Genomic DNA, 18804 nt, shown 5'->3' with positions numbered 1-18804 from the left:
TCCTTAGCCCACCTTTCCAAGAAGGTATACGACCGAGAAGATGAACACCCATACAACGTCGATAAAGTGCCAGTACATGGCAGAAACATATACCTTAGGTGCTGTAACCACGGTTAACCCTTTTCTGTACAGCTGAGCGATCAACAGGCTGATCCACACAACCCCGAAAGCAACGTGGGCACCGTGGAAGCCAACCAGCGTATAGAATGCAGACGAGAATGCACTCGTCTTCATGTTAAACGATTCATGCACAACATATTCATAGAACTCATAAATCTCAAGGCCAAGGAACCCAAGACCCAGAACAACGGTTACGATCAGCCACAACTTCAGCTTCTCGATATTGTGACGGTGAAGCGCCTGAATGGCGAACACACTGGTCAAGGAACTGACAAGCAATATCAGCGTTGCTGCTGCCGTAATTGGCAGAGAGAACAGCTCGGCTGCGGTTGGGCCTTCGTTGTTCTGGCCGCGAAGCGCCAGGAACGTTGCAAACAACGTACCAAAGAGCACGGCCTCTCCACCGAGGAAGAGCCAGAAACCAAGAACCTTATTACGGCCTTCGAGTGTTGCCTTCTCCGGCTCGTGAGGAAGTTCGCCGTTTACATGTTCAGCGTGACTCATGCTTTCCCCTCCCCTTCCAGTTCTTCAACTTCGATGTGATATCCATGATCATCGTACAGGGAACGAGCGATCATAGCCGCGAACGTAATCAGAAGACCAACAATCAGAACGATATATTTATTGAAGATTAAGCTCATGAACGAATTCGAGAAGTCCTCCGTGCTAAACATGAAACCAAGACCCGCGATAAACAGACCCAGTGACATTACAAACGGTAGAATACTTGGCGAAGGCATGTGAATCGGACCAACCGGTTCGGATGGTGTCATCTCTTTATTGCCTGCCATCTTCTCTTTCCAATAAGCGTCAATGCCGCGAACAAGCGGAATTTGCTTGAAGTTGTACTCTGGCGGTGGAGAAGGAATACTCCACTCGAGCGTACGGCCATCTTCCCATGGATCGTTCGGAGCACCAACCGGTTTTCTCGAAGTGGCAACAACGTTTGCCAGGAAAGCCAAAACGCCGATACCCATCAAGATTGCGCCGATGGTACTTATAAAGTTAAGTTCGTCAAAATTCTGGTTCGGCAAGTATGAGACAATCCGCCGCTGCATACCTAGCAGTCCAAGGAAATGCTGTACGAAGAATGTCAAATGGAAGCCGATTGCGAACAACCAGAACGTCCATTTGCCAAGCGTTTCGTTCAGTACGCGACCGAACATTTTTGGCCACCAGTAGTGGAGTCCGGCAAACAAACCGAATACCAGACCACCAACGATAACGTAGTGGAAGTGAGCTACAACGAAATACGTATCATGGTACTGGAAGTCTGCAGGAGCAGATGCCAGCATGACGCCGGTAACCCCACCCATAACGAACGTCGGTACGAAACCGATCGCGAACAGGTTTGCACTGGTAAAGCGGATTTGACCGCCCCACATCGTAAACAGCCAGTTAAAGATTTTGATACCGGTAGGAACGGCGATCAGCATCGTTGCGATGGAGAAGAGCGCATTCGCTACAGGTCCAAGACCTGTCGTAAACATATGGTGAGCCCAAACCATGAAGCCCAAGAAGGCGATCAGGATGGTTGCAAATACCATGGAGCTGTATCCGAACAAACGTTTACGGGAGAATGTCGGAATAACTTCTGAGATAATACCGAATGCCGGCAAAATCAGAATGTAAACTTCAGGGTGACCGAAGATCCAGAAAATATGTTGCCACAACACGGGGCTACCGCCAGCCGCAACATCAAAGAAATTGGCACCGAGCAAACGGTCAAAGCTGAGCAATACGAGACCTACCGTAACTGCAGGGAATGCGAACAGGATCATGGCCGATGTAATGAAAGCCGTCCATGTAAACATTGGCATTCTCATGAATGACATTCCAGGTGCACGCATCGTTATGATGGTAGCCAGGAAGTTGATACCACCGATCAACGTACCCAGACCTGCAATCTGAAGACCTATTGTATAGAAGTCTACACCATGTGTAGATGAATAGTCCGTTGTGGATAGCGGCGTATAGGATGTCCAGCCCGCATCAGGGGCTCCGCCCATAATCCAGCTAAGGTTAAGCAAAATTCCACCGAACAAAAATGTCCAGAATCCGAGCGAGTTCAAAAATGGAAACGCGACGTCACGTGCACCGATCTGAAGCGGAATGACCGCATTCATCACGGCAAAGATAACTGGCATTACGCCAAGGAAGATCATCGTCGTTCCGTGCATGGTAATCAATTCGTTAAATACTTGAGCTGATACTAGATCGTTCATCGGCTTGATCAACTGCAAGCGAATCAGAATCGCTTCAATACCGCCAATCCCGAAGAATAAGCCGCCCGCTATCAGGTATAATATACCGATTTTCTTGTGGTCAACGGTTGTAAGCCAATCCATTAACCCCGTGTAGCGTTTGACGCTATGGCTTTGAGCATGAGCGTGAGCCAAGGTTTGTACCCCCTTTTAAAGTTCTTGCTGCTGTATTAATTATCCAACTTATAATTGGCCAAGTAATCGGCGATCTGCACGATTTCTTCATCACTGAAGCCGAGATCCTTCGGATTAGGCATCGTGTTGCCAGGTTTTACAGCCTGAGGCTCCATCAGCCATTCCACCAGGTTGTCTTTCGTCGGCTTTGTGCCTGGTTTGCCGCTTATGTCGTTCAGCAAGATACTCGCAATCGTCTCACGTGATCCAATGCCGGTCAGGTTAGGACCCATCGCTCCGCCTTGGTCGCCCACAGCGTGGCAAGAAAGGCAGTTGGTCTTGAATTTCTCGGCGAGTGCCGCATCCGCAGGAAGCACTGCAGGTTCTTTAAATGCCGCTACCCATTTGTCAAATGCCGCATCGTCAACCGCTTTCACCCGGAATTCCATGAAGCCGTGAGAAGGACCGCACAACTCTGCGCATTTACCAATGTATGTATCCGCTTTGTCAGCAACCAGAGTCATGTAGTTAACGCTGCCTTCTGTGTTTGTATCCATCTTACCGCCGAGCGATGGTACCCAGAAGGAGTGAAGCACATCATTCGTTTTTAATTGGAACGCAATTTTCTTGCCTACAGGAATAACCAGCTCTTGAGCGGTTCTTACGCCGTAGTCTGGATAATTGAACTCCCACCAGAACTGATGAGAAGTAACTTCCACCTTAACTGCTTCTGGATTGTTCCAGTCGTTCTCTCCGTAAGCAAATACCTTTTGAATAGTAGGAACTGCAAGCACGAGAACCAAGAGCAGCGGAATCGCCGTCCAAATAATCTCCAGCTTATGGTTACCTTCTACTTGCTCAGGAATTTCATCTTGTCCCTTTTTTCTACGGAATTTAACAAGCACGTATGCGGCAATTCCAAATACCACAACCATTACGACGGTCATAATCGAAATGGAGAGCTTAATTAAATCCAGTTGACCTTGTGCTACCGGACCTTGTGGTCTTAAGACCGACAAGTCCTCTCGGCCGCAGCCGGATAACACCAAAGCAAACATGGCCATCAAAGGAAGAAGACGCTTTACAGCCTGCCACCGTTTCATCATTGATCTACCCCACTTTTCCGATTTTCGTAGACTACCATCCGGCGCAAACAGCGGTAATCTACCTGCACAATCACGGATGAAGTAATCCTGTCAATTAAAGCAATCACTTATTAAATATAAGTTCATGGGTTGCTTTTGTCAATCATTCACAGGGAGTTCACAAATTGTTCGAAAAGTCGTCAAAGTCGCGCCGTTACTGATTTTGCAATCGCTTTCAAGCGGTATCCCCCACCCGACGACCTATCATTCGACATCCTCTGCAACCCGTCAGCGACAGCCTTCATAGCTATATATACAGTCATTTCCGCCATTTTGAATCTGTTTGCAGCCACTCCACGTTCATCTGAGCCCCCATGATAAAGGAGGTGTTCTCCGCAAGCCTAGGCAACATCGCGAAGAATACCTTCTATTATTATGGTATATTTTTCGTGATCTTAATCCGTCAGAATAACAGCACCTTCACGAGTAACCGCAATGGTATGCTCATACTGTACGCCTACCGATCCATCCGCACTGGATATGGTCCAGCCGTCATCCCCCCAGAACACGGCACCCGAAGGTCCCAGGGTGAACACCGGCTCGATGGTAATCACCATTCCTTGTTTGAGTTTGAGTCCCCTTCCCGGAATTCCATAGTTCAGCACATCGGGCGGTTCGTGAATGGCCCGGCCGATGCCATGACCGACTAGCGATTTTACAATCCCGTAGCCTTCCCTTTCGGCAACCTGCTCGATCGCATAGCCCACGTCACCCAAGGTTGCCCCATGCCGTACCGCCTCGATCCCTTTAAACAACGCTTCATGCGTATGTTTCATCAGCTGCTTTACTTCTGGGGAAACCGTATCTACCGCATAGGTCCAGCCGGAGTCCGCCAGCCATCCGTTCTTGTTCACCACCATATCTATGGTCACGACATCCCCCGCTTTCAGCTGCCTCTGGTCGGGAAAACCGTGACACACCACATCATTTACTGATGCACAAGTGGCGTATGGAAATCCTTTATAGCCCTTTTGCTCGGGAAAGGCTCCGTTCTTCTCCAGAAACTTCTCGACCCTGGCATCGATCTCGCTCGTTGTGATCCCCGGTTTAATAACTTTCGCTATTTCACGATGACACGCAGCCAATATACGTCCCGCCTCGCGGATATGTCCGATCTCTTCCTTCCGTCTCAGCTGTATCCTCACATCTGTCCACTCCCTTATATCCTAATCGGATCGATTGCTAACAATATATGTGGGGACAATTGCAAAATGCCCCTAGAAAATGGACTTTCCGAGGAAGTATGAGCCTGTTGACTAAAAACGGAGACTGACAAACGCAAAAAAACCGCTTTCGGGACATTGGTCCCAAAAACGGTTTAACCATAGAATCTAAATGGTTCATGTCATTAGTCATTAACAAGGTGAAGATGCGATGCGTGTTGGTGATATTTCTATAGACCAGGTGCTATTACAGGTTACGAAACGGAGGAATTCAGCTTGCCAAGTTCATGCTCAACAACAAGAGTAAGCTCTTCTTCATAGCCTCCCATAATATGGTACTTCCGGACATACTCCTTTACAAATTTTTTCGGATCTTTAGGCCGGAAAATTCGTGTCATTTCCCGCAGACTTTCCTTAACCTCATTGTGACCTTTCGTTGCCATGATGGATCCCTCCCAAAACGTGTGGAATAAAATTACTCCGTTTAAAGAGAATGCCGAAAAGATCTACCTCATTAAGTTGAAGCCATATTGCAGTTCTTACGGTGATGATTAGGTTGATATTCAGCAACTTACCAATGCACCTGACACTATACATACCCTAACAGCATGCAACTGAATCATTAATATATTATATCATATTCTTCTGTTTGTTTCATCTTTCCCAAAAAATGTTTTTATGTCCTATGTTTTTTCATCAGGTCATTCTTTGTGCCCGGAATTGGTTAAGATACATTCAATCGAACCTCCCGCCAACTCTAGAAATCAGTGAATATCACAAATTGATACTCAGAATAACATATGTAAGATACAAGGAGGCTTTAAATATGATGTCGAATACCCAGTCTTTTCTCCACTCCTCTGTTGACATAAGCTCGCCTATTCCTGTCGCGGAGCCTGAAGACGCAGGCCTTCAGCGCGATGTGCTCGATCAGGTCGATCAGATTATTCAGAAACAATACCCGAAAATGCGCAGCTTTCTTCTGCTCCATGCCGGCAAACTCATCTACGAACGCTATTACAACGGTCATGGCATGACCTCGCTGAATGATCTCAGGTCCGCTACCAAGAGTTTTACGTCGGTATTATGCGGCATCGCCCACTCACGCGGCGAATTACCTGACCTGAATTCCTCAGTAATTGAAATCTTCCAGCGATATGTTCCCGAACGAGCCCATCCCCTATTGCAAAAGGTTTCCCTTCATCATCTGCTGACGATGACCTCAGGCTTTGCGTGGCAAACCGGTAAAAAGCTCGGGGAACCGCTCATTCACCGGTTCCACGCCACCCGAAAATGGACGAGCTTCGCGCTATCCCTCCCTGTCATTGAACAGGAAATGGGCCTCTTTCAATACCGGAGCATTGATTCCCATCTGCTCTCCGTTGCCATTAGCGAGGCTACAGGAATGGATGCTTACGCCTATGCCAGACAACATGTATTCGAGCCGCTCGGCATTCGTCATACCGCCTGGTCCCCAAGCCCCGAGGGCCACAGTATGGGTCACATTGGCCTCAATCTTACCTCACGCGACATGGCCAAATTCGGTCTTTGCTGCCTGAATGGGGGACGTTGGCAAGGTGCAACACTCATCCCGGAATCATGGCTTAAGCAAGCACTCGCTCCGCAGGTTGAGGGCTATCCCGCGTTTGGCGATTACGGATTCCAGTGGTGGACCGGAGTTCAGAACGGGACTCCCTTTGCACTCGCACACGGCCATGGGGGACAGCAAATCTACCTTTTCCCCCAATTGGGTACAGTCGCCGTATTTACGGCCGACAGCAAGGTCAGCCGTTGGAAGAACCCGCGGTTTCTGCTGGAGCGCTATATTCTCGATGCTCTAAAATCAATATCCGCAACGTCTTCGCCAAATAGCTGACAGATCGCCAGCGTCGGACTCTGTGCAAGAAGCACTCGATTCGTTGGCACGCCGATAACCTGACCTTTCATGCAAATTTCAGCGGATAGTACCTCCTCTTTCTGGTTACTTTATGCGATATGAATCATTTCTAAAATCAAGCCTGAGAGGAGCATACGACATGTCCGGTAAAGACAAGGATCTCCACCCTATTTCACGAGAAGAGGTTGAAGTAGACGGAACCTACACGAATGAATGGGGACGGGAGGAATATTTGAAACGCGGTGAGGAATTTCCGTTCGATCCCCAGAAGGGCTCCACGGAGTGGCGGCTGGCGGAGTATGATTTTGAAAACCACCATCGAGGCATGACAGATGAGCGACTGGTTCCGAAGGAAAAAGGTCCTGATAAACAGGTGAATGCCGAATCTCCGCTGCGGCATGATGTGGAAGTAGATTAAAACCCTTGCATATCGGCAGTGAAGAGATGATTCATCAGACCTGCTTATAAAAGGGTGATATGACATGCGAAAATCGAAGCGTCTTCTGCTATGGCTGATCCCGATCGCCATCGTAGGAGCCATATGGCTTGCAGCTTCTATCGTGGAGCCGGAATACGCCTATATACCACCGGCACATAAGCTTGAGAATACTACGCAGCTCCAAGCCCAGCAAACGGGTTTCATTCGTCAGTATGATATCTGGGGCAAGACACTTACGGTTCCCGGTACCGCCTTGAAGGATCAGGACCCCAGATTAACAGCCGCCCATGGCGCCGTTGAGGTGACGAAAGAGCTGCTTGCCTTAGGGCGCCGTACACTGTATGAGGAGTCCTTTGGCAATGAGGTGTTTTTAACGGATATCTTGGGGATCGTCGATGGTCCGATGAAGCTGAAAAACGTGGCAAAAGCTATCGCCGAGTTAAAGGGACGCGGAACAACCAATCTACGCGTTGAACTCGATCAGGATGTTACGATCGGCGACAAATCCTTCCGTAAGGGAGATAAGATTGATACCGGCTTTGACGTAGCCAAAGGCGCCTATTCCCCCATTGGCGTTACGGTTAAATATGCCGAAGGCAAAGCCCGCATCGGCGTTAGCTGCATGGCCTGCCATGCGACCGTAAACCGGGAAACGGGAATGGTTGTGGAAGGAGCGCCCAATTCCGATCTAAACCTCGGTTTAATGCTGGCACTGGCTCCGAATAGCGCGGCGTATTTTACCCATACTGACATTACGAGTCTGGTGGATTACGTTAAGAATGAGCAGCGTACGGTTGTAAACTCTAAAGGAAAAACCGAAGCGCTGCCCGATCCCACCCTGCTAGAGAAAGCCGTTGACGAAAATCTGATCAAATGGATGCCCGGCACTTTCGATACAACCGTGGATCTGGTGAGCGACGTGACCCAAATTCCCGATATGTTTACGAAGGGCGATCATCCCTACAGCTGGAGCGGCTTCGCTACCATGGGTCCCTTCAAGGGACTTAGTACCTTCAGCAACAATGTTCACGCCCAGAATACGGACACCCTGAGTCAAACTGAGGTTAGCGAACCGTTATGGGGGATCGATAAAGAGATTTATGTGGGCACCATTCTGCAAAATGCAGCCCATCGCAAATTTCGCTATGATCCGAGCAGCGGGCTGAAGCCAACCGAATTCTTTAACCGGCTGGATCCCAATCCTGGAACCCCCGGCGTGAATGAGGTGATTAAGATTCCGAATTTCCCGAAGGTTTCAGCCATCGCACCGAACGGGCTGTACGTCAGCTCTCCGGGATTCAAGGCTGGGGAGCAGGTTAATGCCATGTCCGCCTATCAGAATACCATCCGTCCGCCTGAAACGGATCCCAAGGAAATCTCGGATGCCAAAACGATCAACCTCGGAGCGGAAGTCTTCAAAAAAGCACAATGCATCACTTGCCATGCTGGCGACTTCTTTACGAATAATCGCGTTATGCGCGCGACCGAAATTGGTACCGAGCCTGCTAGGGCCAAGGCTTTCCATCGTACGCAGAACGCTTTTGGCGAAGCAGAGTTCTATCCACCCGACACGCCTGTGCCGATCCCTCCGGATGCCAAGGTAACCAAAATCCCGCTGGATGATATCGCCCCCGAGCAGATCGAGTTGGGCTTCGGCCATAAACAGTTGGGCGGCGGTTATAAGGTCAAAGGGTTGATCGGTCTTCGCTGGTCCGCACCGTATTTGCACGACGGCGGCGTAGCGGTTGGGCCTGAGCTGACACAAACCGGCGTCTCGCAGACGCTTATGAAAGGGATTCACCCGGACCCATACAACAGCCTGAAAGCCCTGATTGACCGCAAGCTGAGACTGCAGGTCATCGAGGCGAACCGCAAGGATTCAAGGCTGAGAGACACCCATGTCACCGGTCAGGGGCATGAGTATTGGGTGGACGAAAGCAGCGGTTTCACGCAAGAGCAGCAGGATGCTCTCGTGAAGTATCTGCTGCAATTAAAAATGAAATAAGTTCGGGATTTAACCATCATACTTTGTCCCATCGGCTCATAAGGTAAGGTATAAAGCTTGCCCTACCCCAGTACCGGTCTAAGACAAGGAGTTGATGAGATGTCCCCTTTCAAATCGTCCACAGGACTTCCCGAGAATCTGGCGGCTACGCTGTGCTATCTATTTCCGATGGTCGGAGGAATTCTGTTTCTATCATTAGAAAAAAGAAGCCGCTACGTCATATTCCATGCTCTGCAGTCCTTGCTGGCCTTCGGCATCCTGGCCGTCGCTCACCTGCTGTCGAGCGCGGTGCCCATCATCGGCCTACTGGCCTCCGCCCTCCTGGCGCTGGTCGGCGTCTTGATGTGGCTGGTGCTTATGGCCAACGCCATTCAGGGAAAATGGTTCAAGCTGCCCTGGATCGGCAATATTGCAGAGAAACAAATGCAGCGAGTCTAAAGATTTTGTACCTCACGTAAAAAACGGCTACCTTCACTCTATGAAGGTAGCCGTTTTGTTGGGGTTCGAACTAACGGGACCGGACAAAAAAGCAGCCGGAGTTCATCCGGCTGCTTTTAAAGACATTTGTTACGCAGCGTGTCCTTCTGCTGAATCACCTTGCTCTGTGGAAGTGGGCTTGGTATTTCTCAAACCATTGAAGATCAGGTTCAGCACAATCGCTGTCAAGCTGCCCGCCACAATGCCGTTATCGGCAAGAATACGCAGGTTGTCAGGCAGACTCGCGAACAGACCCGGTACGGTTGTCACACCAAGGCCCATGCCGACGGAACATGCAATAATAAAAAGGTTCTCGTGTCGGTTAAGGTCTACTTGATCCCCTAACATCCGAATACCGGAAGATACAACCATGCCGAACAGGGCTACCATGGCTCCACCCAGAACGGATGTTGGTACAAGCTGTGTCATGGCGGCAATCTTCGGAACAAATCCGATCAAGACCAGCAAGCCGCCTGCCACAACGATCACGTCACGCGTCTTCACACGGCTCATCTGAATCAGACCCACGTTTTGAGAGTATGTCGTATAAGGGAACGAATTGAAAATACCGCCTACCACAATCGCAAGACCCTCCGCACGGTAACCACGGGACAAATCCTTGGAGGTAATGTCACGATCCACGATTTTGCCAAGCGCCATAAATACGCCTGTCGATTCGGCAACACTGACAATCGCCACCAGAATCATTGTCATGATCGGAACGATCTTAAACTCCGGCGTACCAAAAAAGAAAGGCTGCGGAGCACGGAACCAGCCGGCTTCGCGCAGCGGGGTTAAATCCACTCCACCGTAGAATGCGGCTACCAAGGTGCCTAGAATAAGACCTAGAAGTACCGATATCGAACGCAAGAAACCTTTGGCAAACCGATTCATGATAATGATGAAGGCAAGAACGCCGAAGCCAAGGGAAATGTTGAGCGCACTGCCAAAATCCTCGCTGCCTTGACCGCCGCCAAGATCATTCAAAGCTACGGGAATCAGCGTCAACCCGATAATTGTAACAACCGAGCCTGTCACGACAGGCGGGAATACCTTAATCAGCTTACCGAATAAACCGGAGAACAGAATGACAAATAAACCGGAAGCGATAATCGCTCCATAAATTGCCGACATCCCGTGCTTCTGCCCGATAATGATCATCGGACCTACAGCCTGGAATGCGCAGCCGAGCATGACCGGAAGACCGATACCCAAGTACTTGTTGCCGAATACCTGCAGCAAGGTTGCAACCCCGCAAGCAAGCAGGTCGATGGCGATGAGATACGTCAGCTGCTCCGTCGTTAAGCCGAGCTGCCCGCCAACGATAAGCGGTACGATGATAGCCCCTGCGTACATTGCCAATACATGCTGTAAACCCAGTGAAAAGGTTTTGCCCGGACTCCGATTTTTATCAAAAATCGGTTCTTGCACCGCTTGTTTCTGTTGTTCCATGGCTCCTTGATTCCCCCCAATTAAATTGTCAGCTTTCGGTCTATGCGAATGTCACTACCCCATCTTCAAGTGATGCAATCCGTACGAGCGATTCTACCCGGTAGCCCGCTTCGGCTAACAAGCGTCCGCCTGGTTGAAATGCCTTTTCAATGACGATCCCGATGCCTACCACCTCGGCGCCCGCCTGCTCTACGATTCGAGCAAGCCCGAATGCCGCCTCGCCGTTAGCAAGGAAGTCATCCACGATCAGCACTTTATCGCCGGGTTTGATGAATTTCTTCGCGACCGTAATTTCGTTCGTCTCCTGCTTGGTGAAGGAATACACCTTCTCCACGAATATATCCTCACGGAGGGTCAGCGACTTCTGCTTCCGTGCAAAGATGAGAGGCACTTCCATCTCAAGGGCGGTCATAATGCCGGGCGCGATGCCGGAGGATTCAATGGTCAATACACGAGTCACGTTCGCTTCCTTAAACAATCGCGTAAATTCCTTCCCCACCTCTTTCATCAATACCGGGTCCATCTGGTGGTTCAGGAATGAATCCACCTTAAGTACCTGTCCGCTTAATACAATGCCTTCCTCTTTCACTTTGTTCTGCAGTAATTGCATGATGCTCCCCCTTAAATTTGTTTACATTCCAAGCAAAAAAAGCCCACTTCCTCCTTTCACCGAATCGCCGGGAAAGAAACAAGTGGGCATAAGCAACAAAAACGCACCGTGAGCCACCTGAGGTCAAATGGAATTGACCTGGCTTGTCCGCTGCTGCTGCTATAACCCGTAGTCCAATCATTTCCGGTGATCGGGTAGAGACATGCAGGCCAATTCCTGCACCTATACGAGAAAATGTATAATATCCAAATTCCTTAGAATGCTTACGTGTAAATGGTATATTTCCGAATGAATGAAGTATAACGCATTCCCTATGAAAAAATAAAGTGAAAATTTACGGAAATAATAAACTGCCGGTCAATTAAAGGAAAAAAAGCTGCCCCATAAGTTTCATGGGACAGCCTGCAGAGGCACTAAATCCGCTAAAAAACCTCCATAATCGATTCCATAGGATCACCGATGGGCACCGACACATCGCCGTTTACATCAACCAGTTGGATACGGAGCGTATAAGTTCCACCATGAGCTTGCTGCTAGGGGAATAAGATATCATTCCCATTCCCATTCCCATTCCCATTCCCTTCCATTCCATTTCCATGTCACCAGCGGTTAAACCTGCGTTCACTCGGTATACCCCTCAACCCTCAATATCATCTATTGAAATGTAACATGGATTTGAACAATCTCGGAGCGGGAACCCAGACGAATCGGCGGTCCCCAGAAGCCGTAGCCCGAGGACACGATGGAATGCATCTGGCCTTTTTGCAGATATCCCCAATCATTCTCGAACATGGCCTCCGTAATCAGATGTGCCGGGAATACCTGCCCACGGTGCGTATGCCCAGAAACGATAAGGTCTACGCCCTGCTGCTGTGCTTCCTCCAGCGCATTCGGCTGATGATCAAGCAGAAGGATCGGCTGGGATAGATCGGTCCCATCCATGATCGTGGACAATTCGGCCCGCTCCTGATCCTGTTTATCCCGTCTGCCAACCAGCGTCAGGCCCTCCACCGTCAATTTCTCATCATACAGCACGGTCATGCCGCTCTGCTCAAGTGCTTCGATCAGTTCCGGAATTTCCCCTTCGAATCGGTCATGATTGCCCAGTGAGGCATACACACCATACGTTGCCTGGATACCGGTCAGAATCTGATCGATCCCCTGGCGTAAATAAGCATCCAGGTCGTCATCGATGATATCACCTGGAAACAATACCAGATCCGGCTTTAAGTCATTGATCTCCTTCACCATGCGCGCAGCATGGGCTTTACCTGACAAGACGCCGAAGTGCATGTCGGATGCCATAACGATATTCAGCTGCTCAAGTGTGCCGGCGTTCTTATCTACGTGAATATCATAAGCTCGAACCGTTGGACTATACGCATTAAATGAGCCGAAACCGATCACAATCACCATGAGCACCAACACGATAGAACCCGCCGCCTTCTCCAGGCCATCTCTTCGCAATGCCGTCAATCTCAGCAGCCACAACATGATATGCATCAACGGGAGAAGGATGATCAGGACATAGAAAATAGCCATCCAATACGATCCTATCACACTCAGCAAGGTGAGGTTACCAAAGAACCGTCCTGAAATAAACGATGTCGATACCACCGTCAGTACGACTATGTATGTCCATTTGAGCACAAGGGATGGGCCCGGTTTCATCCAGCTCCATACGCTTCGACCAATATAATAAACCAGCAAGCCGTAAATCAATAATGCAACGATTCCTGCAAAAATAAACATCTCCATCCCCTTCCGTACATCCATTATAACAAGCGGATTTTGCGAATCCCAGCGGACGTTACGAAAGGCAGATGGGGTTATTCATTTCTTCGCAAGTATGATGTCTCCAGCAAGCCGTTACAGGCCGGTGCGCTGTTTAGGCAGCAGCTCGTTTAGCAGTGATTTCAGATTGCGGTCTTCCGTATATTTTTCTTGACCCATATCGAGTTCGTTCACACGTATATAAGTATAACTTTCCGTGGGATTCTCTGGTTTAAAAAGAAGTTCATCATGCGGGTCAGGTACCACCTTATACTCCATTTCATGAAACATATCGAGCAGCTGCTGACCTGTGGGATTCTCTCCTTTATCCACAAAAATCAATCCCCGAAGCTTCTTAGGTTCTTCCTTATGTCCCACTGTAAAATGAACGATGCATTCCATGCTCATTCATCCCCCTTCTCTTGGTTGTCATGATTGCGATTAAAAATCGTCTCATTCATGCTCTCCTACCAGCTACATACCTTCATTCCCACCTGTTGCTGGATCTTAAGCAAATAAACGCCAAGATAAATCCCGGCGTTCCTTATCTATATGTTTATTACATTGTACGATGAACCATAATGTCTAACTGTGACAAAAGTCACTTCTAGAAAAGCTTCCCATGAGCTGAGCCGAAACCCTAGGCCGTATTTCGACTGCTATCCCCGTCCATTGAGTTAGAATCAGCTTCATACTCCACTAGTTTGGATTTCGGTTCTGGAGCCTGGTCTTCCTGAGCTTCGGCATCGGCTTCCGCATTAAGATACAGGCTCTGGATCAGACCAAAGTGCTCTCCATAACGCGCCTCCAGCTGCTCACCCATGTCCTGTTCCAGCTGGAACAATACCATCTCCTGAGTAAAATGATGCAGCAGGAGCTCCGCTAGTACCGGATGCTCCGTGATGACCGCTCCTGTATCATATTCCCCGCCGCGCATCCCTAATATGCACCACTGCCGGTCCACAACAAAGGAAAATTTCCGGCCGCCTCCTCTGCGCTCCGCAAGGCCGTTCCAGCCAGACCATGCCAGCGTTCTTGAGAGTCCCTGGTCCGGGCCGTCACAAGCCCACAGCACCTTGACTCCCCTAGCCTCCGCTTCCGCCAGCGGTTCACGCAGAAGCGATGCCTCTTCACGCCAGACGTCAACCACGATCTCTTGTTTCGCTCGCTTCAATTCCCGGACGAGCACATCAAGCACCGCCTGATCACCTTCCATACTAAGGAAGGGAGCAGCGGTACCGCTTCCTCGCGGCAAGCTCTTCTCAACAAAAGCGAGTGATGCCTCCACACGGCCGGATATCATTCGTGTCAGTTCCTCCGGTTTCAACGAACGGTAACGGACGGGTTCCCCGTCCATTCGCTCAAGTGCCCCTTGCCGCTCCAAACGCTGCATGGCTGCATAGACATTAGAGCGCGAAGCTCCAAGTCGTTTAGCTACCTCATAACCACCCGCCGGCCCATACTCGGCAAGGTCCACCATAATTTTCGATTCAATCTCCGTAAATCCCAAATTCCGCAAATGATGCAGCAATTGTTCCATAATATTAGTCCTCCCAAGATGCTCGAACGCTTGCTCTATCATTCATACTGTCATATTAACACTCGCGTTAAGGGCATGATCGTCCGAATCCCTATATCTTAAATCTGTTCAGCTCCGCAGCGCGGACACCATTTTGAGCCTTTTGGCAGGTCGACACTGCAAATCTGGCACTTCACCATATCGCGCACCGCCTCATCATCACCAACATAGTCCTGACTTTGGTTATTCTCCTGCCAGAAACGAATGCGGCGGTCCAGTTCCAGCTGCCTCTCCCGCTCCCGCTCGAGTTCTTCCCAGTGACGGCGCTCCTTCTCCTGCTCCTCCTGCTCGATACGCAGCTGTTCCGGATCAACCTCCGGTTCAGACAGCTCCATTTCCTCGTGCTGCCGCTCCGGCTCCGGTTCATACATATCCGGCTCGTATGGATCCGGATTCGAACGGAAATCATAGGTATGCAATTCGTCCTGCTCCTGTTGTTCTTCAGCCGCTGCATATTCATGTTTATCAAACATGATCTTACGCTCAGGCTCCCTTGGTTCTTCCGCTGTTGACTTCTCAGGGTGAATTAAATTATCAAGCTTATTCCCACAGTATGGACAGAAATTTGCATCCAGCGCGACCACCCGCCCGCATTCACAGACCCGCTCATTCTTGAGGACCGCAATGCGGTTCCGAATTGCTTCGATTTGCTCCTGCAATCCATCGCAGGTTTGCGCAAGCTCGACCATTTCTTTTTCAGCCATCGCCATGTCCTGCTGACGGTAGCCCTCATAGAACACTTTACCCATCTGCAAGTAATATGTGTTCTTCTGCTGTTCGATTTCGGAAATTTGGCTGTTGAGCTTATTCACTTCCACCACGTGCTGAGCCTTTTCCGTTGCGCGGTTGGCTCCATCCTTGAGCTTTTGTAAAATATTCATTTATGAATCCTCCTCTTTCTCATATCCGATTCACCAGCGAGCCGCCGGCGCATTGTCATATCTCTTCATTAAGGTTATTAACGATTTTTAGCTAGCCATAAACCGGCTATCCCATGTTTTTTTACCGTTTCGCATACTACTTATTGTGATGATATGCTCCTCATCGTCCAGTATACTGCTACCATGGTGATTCTATCATACCAAATTCCTTGCCCCATGTGAAAAAGGAAGCACCTTCCAACCCCGCTGCTGATTCATCCGTGTCTCGAACGTGTATATGATTAGAAAACTGGTCAGTACCATGCCATTATACTGTCGGCTTGCAGCCTCGTCCTAATCCGAGCAGCCCTTAGCTGCCGAAGTCTGGAGGGATTTAATATGAGAAACGATAAAAAGACGTATTATGTTTCAGTCAATCACAATCTGATCCAGGATGTACCGAACGATACGAATGAATATGTCGTATATATGGATGATGAAGAGGTCTCCAAGCTGAGGGGGCTGCTGTATGAAGTCAGCAGCAGCGATCGGTATGCGTTTAAACGTACTTTCGTCCCTTACAAGTCGGCGGATCATGACGATGCTGCCGAGCAATATGATGAACGAACGATGAACCTCTACCACTTTCTCCATGAACATGGTGATGAACGCACGCGCAAAACCATTGAGGACATGAATATCCTCGGCAAGCTGACCGACACCGGCTACGATGATCCCGGTTATGAGGACTCGCCATTAAATAAGTAAAGACTATCAGTCCGTACGTATATCGACGAACTTTTTCAGATGACAGACCGTATTTAGCGGAAGTTTTTCTTGCGAGATCAGGATGGTAAGCCTCTGAAGTTGATGCTTTCTTATCTCTTAAAATACGAATGAATCCCGGAGCCAAGCCGCCCCGGGATTCATTCGTATAACAAGAACATCACCCGGCCTTGCGCAGGTCCTGTTCTACTTTATAGATTCGCAAGCCGGTGTACAAGGATAAAAAGTCCCGTTTATCCTACGACTATTAGCACAGCTTACAGTTTAATGTTCGCCTCATCGAGGTATTCTTCCAGCGTCATGCCGCTGTCGGCAATATCCGGCGCCAGATCCTTGCCTACATAACGGATATGCCATGGCTCGTATACATAACCGGTAATATTCTCGGCTCCTTCTGGATAACGAATAATGAAGCCGAATTCCGACGCGTGTTGCGCCAGCCACTGCCCTTCCGCCGTATGACCGAACGTTTCCTCCAGCGCATTACCTGCACTTGGACTGGACACGTCAATCGTAAGGCCTGTCTGATGCTCACTCGTACCCGGCACCGCGCTTACACGATTAGCCTCGACTTCCCCTTTGGTACGAACATTATTCTCATATATACTTTTCTGACGGGCATAGGAACGGTATCCCGATACGGCGCGCAGTTCGATGCCATCCGCTTTGGCCGCATCGAACAATTCCTCGAGCGCGTCAGCCGCTTCTTTTCTCAGATGCCGTTTTTCATGCGGCTCATCAAAAGAAAATGGGACATTCGGCTCCACGAGATCACTTGGTTCATAACCATCAGGCAAGCTGCGCTGCTTATTTACAACCACCGTCATAGCCTCCGCGTTGGTTACGACCTGCTTGCCGCCGCTCTCCTGGATCGTGGCTTGAAGTGCATTCTCGCTGCGCTTCGCCATAACCGGATCCGCTGGCTGATTCTCAGCCCCTGCCTCTCCATTACCCGCGCCACCCTCAGGAATTGTGTTTCCTTCCTGGCCCTCGGCCGGCGACTGCAATTCCTGACCCTGTTCCTTACCGGAACCGGTATCATTCGATTGACATCCTGCCAAAATGGCCCCTGCTAACATCAAGGATGACAGCATTACGCTTGTAAATCGTGTTCGTTTTCCCGAAAATGCATTCATCTATTGCTTCTTCCTTTCCCACGGTTTGTCCTGACCCCATTGTACCTCATTCAGAATGAACAGAACAAACGAGCAGCTGTCGAATCCTGCCGGATAATCTCCGTTTACGTCAAATATCCGGCCGTTTCCCTCGATTTATGGCGCCGCTTCTATCAAATCCATTACAATTCTGTGATGGATTTCCAACCTTACGGCGACTTCAAATTGCGACGCTTCTGCTCGGCTTGCTTGGCCGCTCCGCGGGCAATCACGCTGAGCGCTTTGGAAGCGCCGCGAACGCCAGGCAGTAAGCTTGTCCAGTCGCCGACTGGACCTAGCTGATCTGCCGGAGGCGGCGGTGATAGCTGCACCGCCAGCTCGCTAAGCTGCGGGCCAGGCCGGTGCAATCGGCCCTCGGCCGCCGCTTCGGCCACCCATTCGCCCGGAGAAGGACCGGACGGTCCCTTCTCCTTCGCCCGGGTGGCCTGCTCTGCGGCAGAGCCGCCTGCTGGCGGCGGGGCTGCTTTGGCCCAGGCGTCGAAGACGCCGGCCAGCAGCGCTTCCCGCGGCAGCCCCAGCAGCGTCAGCTGCTGGAGCGGCTCTGCCGCAAGCCGCAGGGCCGCGGCAGCCAGCAAGGCTGCGGCATGCCCGCAGGCCCTTTGGCCGCAGGTGCAGCGGGCATCGGCGGCCGGCTCTTCGCCCTGCAGGGGCGATGGCGCCAGCTCGGCCAGCCAAAGGGCGTCCTGCCCTGCAAGCAGGCGGTACAGCGCCTGCGGGTCTTCCTCTAGATAAGCCAGCACCGCCTCACGGGCAGCGGGGTTCAGCGTCTTCACCTGAACGCTGACCTCATACGTCCCCGATGATTCATCAGCTCCGTCCACTTTCCCCTTTAACCATCCAGGTTCGATCTCCAGCCTGATTCGTTCGGCCGATTCCGCAGATTCCATAGCCCACACCTCCCTGGCATCCATTTTTGTATGTCTTATCGGCTGCTCCATGCGCCGT

The 18804-nt window shown here is 50.2% G+C and carries 19 protein-coding genes and 1 riboswitch; of the genes, 5 read left to right on the top strand and 14 right to left on the bottom strand.

Annotation, left to right across the window (positions count from 1 at the left end; genetic code table 11):
- Window positions 1-3: 3 nt before the first annotated feature.
- From NYE54_RS03905 to NYE54_RS03885, 5 genes are all read right to left on the bottom strand, one after another.
- Window positions 4-624 (bottom strand): cytochrome (ubi)quinol oxidase subunit III, encoded by a 621-nt coding sequence (locus tag NYE54_RS03905; RefSeq protein WP_009590523.1) that lies wholly within the window; start codon window positions 622-624, stop codon window positions 4-6.
- On the bottom strand, window positions 621-2519 hold the full coding sequence (gene ctaD, locus NYE54_RS03900; RefSeq protein ID WP_215163282.1) for a cytochrome c oxidase subunit I: 1899 nt from the start codon (window positions 2517-2519) through the stop codon (window positions 621-623). The genes NYE54_RS03905 and ctaD overlap by 4 nt, the downstream gene beginning before the upstream one ends.
- A gap of 35 nt (window positions 2520-2554) precedes the next feature.
- The gene (gene coxB, locus NYE54_RS03895) at window positions 2555-3604 is read right to left on the bottom strand and encodes a cytochrome c oxidase subunit II (protein WP_339270166.1); all 1050 of its coding nucleotides are present in this window, start codon (window positions 3602-3604) and stop codon (window positions 2555-2557) included.
- A gap of 434 nt (window positions 3605-4038) precedes the next feature.
- The gene (map, locus tag NYE54_RS03890; protein WP_339270164.1) at window positions 4039-4788 is read right to left on the bottom strand and encodes a type I methionyl aminopeptidase; all 750 of its coding nucleotides are present in this window, start codon (window positions 4786-4788) and stop codon (window positions 4039-4041) included.
- A gap of 272 nt (window positions 4789-5060) precedes the next feature.
- Window positions 5061-5249: a hypothetical protein gene (locus tag NYE54_RS03885; protein WP_006208082.1), complete on the bottom strand. Its 189-nt coding sequence runs from the start codon at window positions 5247-5249 to the stop codon at window positions 5061-5063.
- A gap of 386 nt (window positions 5250-5635) precedes the next feature.
- Here NYE54_RS03885 and NYE54_RS03880 point away from each other — a divergent pair, with 386 nt between their 5' ends.
- The 4 genes from NYE54_RS03880 (at window position 5636) to NYE54_RS03865 (ending at window position 9585) form a co-directional block, all read left to right on the top strand.
- A complete protein-coding gene (locus tag NYE54_RS03880) occupies window positions 5636-6682 on the top strand; it encodes a serine hydrolase (protein ID WP_339273385.1) in 1047 nt (348 codons plus the stop codon).
- Window positions 6683-6842: 160 nt separating this feature from the next.
- A complete protein-coding gene (locus tag NYE54_RS03875; RefSeq protein ID WP_076326002.1) occupies window positions 6843-7121 on the top strand; it encodes a transposase in 279 nt (92 codons plus the stop codon).
- A gap of 64 nt (window positions 7122-7185) precedes the next feature.
- The gene (locus tag NYE54_RS03870; protein WP_339270162.1) at window positions 7186-9147 is read left to right on the top strand and encodes an electron transport protein; all 1962 of its coding nucleotides are present in this window, start codon (window positions 7186-7188) and stop codon (window positions 9145-9147) included.
- A 99-nt stretch (window positions 9148-9246) separates the two neighbouring features.
- Entirely contained in the window at window positions 9247-9585 is a 339-nt protein-coding gene (locus tag NYE54_RS03865; RefSeq protein ID WP_076326004.1) for a hypothetical protein, read from the top strand.
- 129 nt (window positions 9586-9714) lie between these two features.
- On the opposite strand, the gene NYE54_RS03860 is transcribed toward NYE54_RS03865, so the two are convergent.
- The 7 genes from NYE54_RS03860 to NYE54_RS03830 all read right to left on the bottom strand — a co-directional run bounded on the left by NYE54_RS03860 (window position 9715) and on the right by NYE54_RS03830 (window position 15919).
- On the bottom strand, window positions 9715-11076 hold the full coding sequence (locus tag NYE54_RS03860) for a nucleobase:cation symporter-2 family protein (protein WP_339270160.1): 1362 nt from the start codon (window positions 11074-11076) through the stop codon (window positions 9715-9717).
- Between the two features lie 40 nt (window positions 11077-11116).
- Window positions 11117-11686, bottom strand: coding sequence for a xanthine phosphoribosyltransferase (locus NYE54_RS03855; RefSeq protein ID WP_009593434.1), 570 nt, complete (start codon window positions 11684-11686; stop codon window positions 11117-11119).
- A 149-nt stretch (window positions 11687-11835) separates the two neighbouring features.
- A riboswitch (purine riboswitch) is annotated at window positions 11836-11936 on the bottom strand.
- A gap of 231 nt (window positions 11937-12167) precedes the next feature.
- Entirely contained in the window at window positions 12168-12311 is a 144-nt protein-coding gene (locus tag NYE54_RS03850; protein ID WP_339270157.1) for a hypothetical protein, read from the bottom strand.
- Window positions 12312-12340: 29 nt separating this feature from the next.
- Window positions 12341-13438, bottom strand: a complete 1098-nt coding sequence (locus tag NYE54_RS03845; RefSeq protein ID WP_339270155.1) for a metallophosphoesterase — start codon at window positions 13436-13438, stop codon at window positions 12341-12343.
- Window positions 13439-13555: 117 nt separating this feature from the next.
- The gene (locus NYE54_RS03840; protein WP_179090732.1) at window positions 13556-13861 is read right to left on the bottom strand and encodes a hypothetical protein; all 306 of its coding nucleotides are present in this window, start codon (window positions 13859-13861) and stop codon (window positions 13556-13558) included.
- 238 nt (window positions 13862-14099) lie between these two features.
- A complete protein-coding gene (locus tag NYE54_RS03835) occupies window positions 14100-14999 on the bottom strand; it encodes a helix-turn-helix domain-containing protein (RefSeq protein WP_339270152.1) in 900 nt (299 codons plus the stop codon).
- Window positions 15000-15097: 98 nt separating this feature from the next.
- Window positions 15098-15919: a zinc ribbon domain-containing protein gene (locus NYE54_RS03830; RefSeq protein WP_339270150.1), complete on the bottom strand. Its 822-nt coding sequence runs from the start codon at window positions 15917-15919 to the stop codon at window positions 15098-15100.
- A 378-nt stretch (window positions 15920-16297) separates the two neighbouring features.
- Here NYE54_RS03830 and NYE54_RS03825 point away from each other — a divergent pair, with 378 nt between their 5' ends.
- Window positions 16298-16666, top strand: coding sequence for a hypothetical protein (locus NYE54_RS03825; RefSeq protein ID WP_076326011.1), 369 nt, complete (start codon window positions 16298-16300; stop codon window positions 16664-16666).
- A 275-nt stretch (window positions 16667-16941) separates the two neighbouring features.
- On the opposite strand, the gene NYE54_RS03820 is transcribed toward NYE54_RS03825, so the two are convergent.
- Window positions 16942-17820, bottom strand: coding sequence for a M15 family metallopeptidase (locus NYE54_RS03820; RefSeq protein WP_339270147.1), 879 nt, complete (start codon window positions 17818-17820; stop codon window positions 16942-16944).
- Between the two features lie 188 nt (window positions 17821-18008).
- Complete coding sequence (locus NYE54_RS03815) at window positions 18009-18797, bottom strand: hypothetical protein (RefSeq protein WP_339270145.1); 789 nt, start codon at window positions 18795-18797, stop codon at window positions 18009-18011.
- Window positions 18798-18804 lie beyond the last annotated feature (7 nt).

Source organism: Paenibacillus sp. FSL K6-1330 (genome assembly GCF_037976825.1).
GTDB lineage: Bacteria > Bacillota > Bacilli > Paenibacillales > Paenibacillaceae > Paenibacillus_AQ.
The sequence above is the reverse complement of the archived record's forward strand: the minus strand, read 5'-3'. Positions and strand labels throughout refer to the sequence as shown.